At 49.3% G+C, this 5,799-nt stretch carries 4 protein-coding genes; 3 read left to right on the top strand and 1 reads right to left on the bottom strand.

The window, feature by feature from the left end; genetic code table 11:
* Positions 1 to 40: 40 nt before the first annotated feature.
* Positions 41 to 565, bottom strand: coding sequence for a YceI family protein (locus KW93_RS06270; RefSeq protein ID WP_033542134.1), 525 nt, complete (start codon positions 563 to 565; stop codon positions 41 to 43).
* 206 nt (positions 566 to 771) lie between these two features.
* Between KW93_RS06270 and murB the strand changes: the two genes are divergently transcribed.
* The 3 genes from murB to KW93_RS06285 all read left to right on the top strand — a co-directional run bounded on the left by murB (position 772) and on the right by KW93_RS06285 (position 5,717).
* Entirely contained in the window at positions 772 to 1,689 is a 918-nt protein-coding gene (gene murB, locus KW93_RS06275; RefSeq protein ID WP_033542135.1) for a UDP-N-acetylmuramate dehydrogenase, read from the top strand.
* A 97-nt stretch (positions 1,690 to 1,786) separates the two neighbouring features.
* The gene (locus tag KW93_RS06280) at positions 1,787 to 3,262 is read left to right on the top strand and encodes a potassium/proton antiporter (protein WP_033542136.1); all 1,476 of its coding nucleotides are present in this window, start codon (positions 1,787 to 1,789) and stop codon (positions 3,260 to 3,262) included.
* Between the two features lie 88 nt (positions 3,263 to 3,350).
* Complete coding sequence (locus KW93_RS06285; protein ID WP_033542137.1) at positions 3,351 to 5,717, top strand: penicillin acylase family protein; 2,367 nt, start codon at positions 3,351 to 3,353, stop codon at positions 5,715 to 5,717.
* Positions 5,718 to 5,799 lie beyond the last annotated feature (82 nt).

Genomic DNA, 5,799 nt, shown 5'->3' on the forward strand with positions numbered 1-5,799 from the left:
TCTTATGCCTTTCAGAGCTTAACGGGCGCTATCGCTTTTCTTATGCTGGGTTAGCTTCAAGCTCAAGCGTGATTTTGATATCTTCGCCGACCATTACGCCGCCAGTTTCAAGCGCCTGGTTCCATGTAAGACCGAAATCTTTGCGGTTCACTTTGCCTTCGCCGCTGAACGCCACAACTTCAACGCCCCATGGGTTAATGCCTTTGCCGCCGTATTCAACATCAAAAGTTGCCGGGCGCGTAACGCCTTTCATTGTCAAATCTCCGCTTAATTCGTACTCATCGTCGCCTTTTTTAACGATTTCGTTTGCTTTGAATGTGATGTGCGGGAATTGCTCAGCATCGAAAAAGTCAGCGGAACGCAAGTGGTTGTCGCGGTCCTCGTTGTTTGTGTTGATGCTTGCCACGTCGATTTTAAAATCAATCAGTGCGCCTTGAAGATCTTTTTCGTCAGCTTCCACTGTTGCGTCGTACGATGCAAAAGAACCTTTCACTTTTGAGATCATCATGTGTTTTACGGAAAAACCGATTTCTGAATGCGCTGCGTCTACTGTCCATTTTTTCATGTGTAATTTCCTCCAATATTTTTTATGTCTATTCAGACTATAACCCAGTTAAATCTTAATGTCAATATACTTTAATTAATTATTCTCGAATTCAAGATAATTATTTTATTGGACTTTCGGACGTAAGTGATGAGAAACGCTTGTCAAACGGGGAATAAAATCGGATACTATTAGAAGTTATATTGTTTAGAAGGGATTTGCTTGGAATGACGAAAGAAAGATGGTTATCAGACCTTCGCCGATTTGTGGCGGAAAGCCACGTGAAAATCGACGAGCCGCTGCACTTACATACACTGACGAGAATGGGCGGACCGGCTGATATTTTTGTATCACCCACCAATGAAGATGAAACTGCTTATACAGTAAAATATGCTTTTGAAAATAACATTCCTCTCCTGTTATTGGGGAACGGCTCGAATATGGTCGTGCGTGACGGAGGCGTCCGGGGAATTGTTCTAAACCTGAAAAGCCTCAATGAAATCCGTGTTGACGGATTGACTGTCTATGCCCAGGGCGGCGCCAACATTAAGGAAGTATCGAAGGCGGCAGCATCCCAGACGCTGACGGGCTTTGAATTTGCCTGTGGCATCCCAGGATCGGTCGGCGGCGCGATGGCGATGAACGCCGGAGCTTACGGCGGGGAGATCAAAGATATTATCATGCAGGCGACAGTGCTTACCAGCGAAGGTGAAAAACTGGTCCTGTCCAAGGAAGAGCTTGAACTCGATTACCGCAAGAGCGTCATTACGAAGAAAGGGTATTACGTTCTTTCTGCGGAATTCGTCCTTGAAAAAGGGGACCAGAACGTCATTGATGCCAAAATGGCTGACCTGACGCATCAGCGTGAGTCGAAGCAGCCGCTTGAGTTTCCTTCTGCCGGCAGCGTTTTCAAACGGCCGCCGGGCAATTTCGCCGGCAAACTGATACAGGAAAGCGGACTGCAGGGCAAAGGCTTTGGCGGAGCGGAAGTTTCAACAAAGCATGCCGGGTTTATCGTCAATAAAAATAATGCGACTGCCAATGATTACATCCAGACAATTGAAATGGTGAAATCAGCGGTGCGTGAGAAATTCGGCATCGATCTGGAACTGGAAGTGAAAATTGTCGGAGATGACACTGTATAACAGGGCAGCGGGAAACCTTCCAGGAGGCGTTCCCGTTTTTTTTTATGGGCTGAAATTATGCTATAATTTTTAACAGAAGAACTCACGGGAGCTGATAGTGATAGACTTTACAATCAACGGAATCATCCTGATATGCGGTGCCTTCCTGCTTGTGGGGGTACTGATGACAAAAATTTCAGCGCGTGCTGGAGTCCCCTCCCTCGTTCTCTTCATGATCATCGGAATGATCCTCGGCAGTGATATTTCCGGACTTATTTACTTCTCCAATGCAGAAATTGCGCAACTCGTTGGTGTATTGGCACTGGTTGTCATTCTGTTCGAAGGCGGGCTTCAGACTCAATGGAAAAATATCCGTCCTGTTCTGGGCGGGTCTTTGGTTCTGGCAACACTGGGTGTGCTGATTACTGCAGCGGTTGTCGCGGTGGCTGCTTATTATGTATTAAATATATCAGTACTGGAAGCTCTGCTGCTCGGCTCAATTGTAGGTTCGACGGATGCGGCGGCTGTATTTTCCGTCCTTGCCGGCCAGAATATCAAAGCGAAAATCTCTTCCACACTGGAAGCTGAATCCGGGACCAACGATCCGATGGCAATGTTCCTGACAATCGCCATCATCGAATTGATCCTGATCCCCGATTCTTCCATCTTCACGCTGCTGGGCGATTTCTTTATGCAAATGGGTGTCGGGGCGGTTCTCGGACTCGCGCTCGGACTGTTCGCTTCATGGACAATCAACCGGATCAGGTTGAATGCATCCGGTCTTTACGCCGTACTGTCAGTCGGCTTTGCCATTTTCATCTACAGCATAACAGCGATTCTTGGCGGCAGCGGTTTGCTTGCTGTTTATCTTGCCGCCTTGGTCATCGGAACGCGTGATTTGACACACAGCCATTCGATCATCAGTTTCAATGAAGGACTGGCATGGCTCATGCAGATTCTGATGTTCATCATTCTTGGCCTTCTTGTATTCCCAAGTCAATTGGCGGATTGGGACCTGATTTGGAAAGGTCTGATCCTGTCGCTTGTATTGATCTTCATAGCGCGCCCAATCGCTGTGTTCGTTTCGACGATCTTTTTCGATTATTCCCTGAACGAAAAGCTGTTCATGTCCTGGGCAGGTCTGCGCGGAGCGGTACCCATTGTCCTGGCGACATTCCCCATGCTTGCCGGAATGGAAAATAGTTCGCTGTTCTTTAATGTTGTCTTCTTTATTGTTCTGACTTCAGCTTTATTGCAGGGCTCCACGATTCCTTTCTTTGCGAATAAACTCAGGCTTAACGGAAAACCGTCGCCGAAGCGGATCCATTCACTGGAACTCGTGTCGATGGATAAAGCGAATGCGGAAATGCTGGAAGTGGAATTGACGGACAAGTCGCCGTTTGCCAATCAGCTTGTGCAGACGATCGGTTTGCCGGATCAGACGCTGATCAGCGCAATCATCCGTTCGGGCAGGCTGGTCATGCCGACAGGAACTACAAAGCTCAAAGTGGGAGATGTGCTGTATGTGCTGACTGAAAAGAAACAGCTTTCGAAAGTTAAAATGGTACTCGGTGAAGAAGATATCGTAAATTAGCCCGCAGCTGTGCGGGCTATTTTTTTTGAAGGAATCTTCAGGATTGCAGTCGAATAAAACAAGACGGTGAAAAGGGGGAGAAAGCGGAATGGGAAAAAAGCCGAAAAATAGAAAGTGGCTCAAGTGGTTGCTTGGAACGCTCGGTGTACTGTTGGCGGTTGCCATTATCGGGCTAATATATGTTAACTCCTACATAGGAAAGTCAAAGCCGGTGATCAGCGGGGAAATGAATGTCTCTGTGCTTGATGACGACGTTACGGTGATTCGCGACGAAATCGGCGTGCCGCACGTGAAAGCCCAGTCAGATGCCGATCTGTACCGTGCGCAGGGTTACGTTGTTGCCCAGGACCGGCTGTTTCAGATGGATCTGTCACGCCGGCAGGCAAGCGGACGTCTTGCGGAAGCGGTTGGAGAGGCAGCTGTTGATACGGATAAATTTTTCCGCACCTTCAGTTTGCGGGATGCTGCGGAAAAATCTTGGGAAGGCTATGACGCAGAATCGAAGCAGGTGCTCGAATGGTTCACCGAAGGGGTGAATGCGTTCATTTATGAAGCAAAAGAAAACGATACGCTGAGCTATGAGTTCAGCCTGCTGGGCTATGAACCGGAAGAATGGACGCCGGTCGATTCGCTGGCAATCGGGAAATTCATGGCCTATGATCTCGGCGGCAACTGGTCGTCACTCGCGGTCCGCCACTGGGCGCTTGGGAAGTTTCCGGAAGAAAAAGCAAGGGAATTGTTCGTCAAATACCCGGAAGATGCACCGTCGATCATCGAAGCCAATATCAGCCGGCAGGTGAAAGTGGCGGGTGAATTTGATGCGTCTCTTGTGCCAAGTGAGTTCAACGGCAGCAATAACTGGGTCGTATCCGGTGACAAAACGGAAAGCGGCATGCCGATTCTCGCCGATGATCCGCATCTTGGCCTCAGCACGCCGTCTATTTGGTACCAGATGCATCTGGAATCACCTGAGCAAAATGTCAGTGGCGTCATTTTTGCAGGTGTTCCCGGTATCATCCTAGGACATAATGAAAAAGTTGCATGGGGTGTGACGAATGTCGGCCCGGACGTCCAGGATCTCTATATCGAAACACCGAATCCCGATAATCCGACGGAGTTCCGATATGAAGGCGAATGGGAACAGGCGGAAGTGCGCGATGAGCCGATTCGGGTGAAAGACGGCGAGACTGTCGATTTTGAAGTGATGGTGACGCGCCATGGCCCGATTATTTCCGATCTTCTCTATGAAAACGAAGAGCCTGGCGCATTGTTCTCAATGCAATGGACAGCACTCGAACCGACACTCGAACTGCAGGCGGTGCTCGGGTTCAATAAAGCGGAGAACTGGGAAGACTTCGAAAGTGCACTGGAAGATTTCCAGGCACCCGCACAGAATTTCGTCTTTGCGGCCACGGACGGCACCATTGCCTATAAAGCGAATGGCCGCATTCCGATCCGCAAAACAGGGGACGGCCAATTGCCTGTTCCCGGTGATTCAGCGGATTACGGCTGGGAAGGCTATGTGCCGTTTGATGAATTGCCGACTGTCGTAAATCCGGAAAGCGGTTTTATTGCGACAGCGAATAATCAGGTGGTGGATGATTCCTATGAATACCATATCACCGATTTTTGGGCGCAGCCTTACCGCTATGAGCGCATTGCGGAAGTGCTGGAAGCGAATGACGAGTTGACGCCAAATCATATGATGGACCTTCAGATGGATCAGAAAAATCTCTATGCCGCTGAATTTTTGGATGACATGATCGAAGCGGTCCGGTCGGAAGGTGATGAGCACGATGAAATCCTTGCGCTCCTCACCGAATGGGATCAGTTTGATAAAGAAGATCAGGCGGCGCCGCTCATTTTCCATAAATGGATGAGACAGCTGCCGCATACGCTGCTGAAAGATGAGTTTCCGGAAGACGTCTACGATTTGATGCCGGGGAAAAATCATATTACCGATGCCATGTTGCGCGACTCGTTTGCAGGCAATGAAGGCGTATGGGTCAGTGAATACGGCGGGGTCGAAAAATGGCTGACGGACGCGCTTGAAACGAGCCTTTCGGAAATCGAAGATGATTTCGGCAGTGATTCTGCAGACTGGCAATGGGGAGATTTTCATCAGCTGACATTCCCGCATCCGATGGCTGGCGCATCCCCGATTCTCGAAAGTTTCCTGAATCCGGATCCGGTGCCACTCGGGGGTTCACACATTACAGTGCAGGCAGCGGCGTTTAGGGATGCCGGCAATGTTCATCACGGAGCGGCCTGGCGATTTGTTGCGGATCTGGCCGACATGTCCGGTGCCTACCATATCGTCGGACCGGGCATCAGCGGACATATAAAATCGGATTTCTTCCATAATCAAGTCGATAAATGGGTGGAAGGCGATTACCACAGAACGCCGATTGACGGTTCGGCAGAAGGATCAGTTTTAACGCTCAAAGCGGAATAAATGAAAAGAGACTGGCAAGTGAACTCATCGTCCACTTGCCAGTCTTTTTTCCTTTCGGTGTCCAGACTCCGGCGACCCAGCT

The organism is Planococcus sp. CAU13 (genome assembly GCF_000775575.1).
Lineage (GTDB): Bacteria > Bacillota > Bacilli > Bacillales_A > Planococcaceae > Planococcus.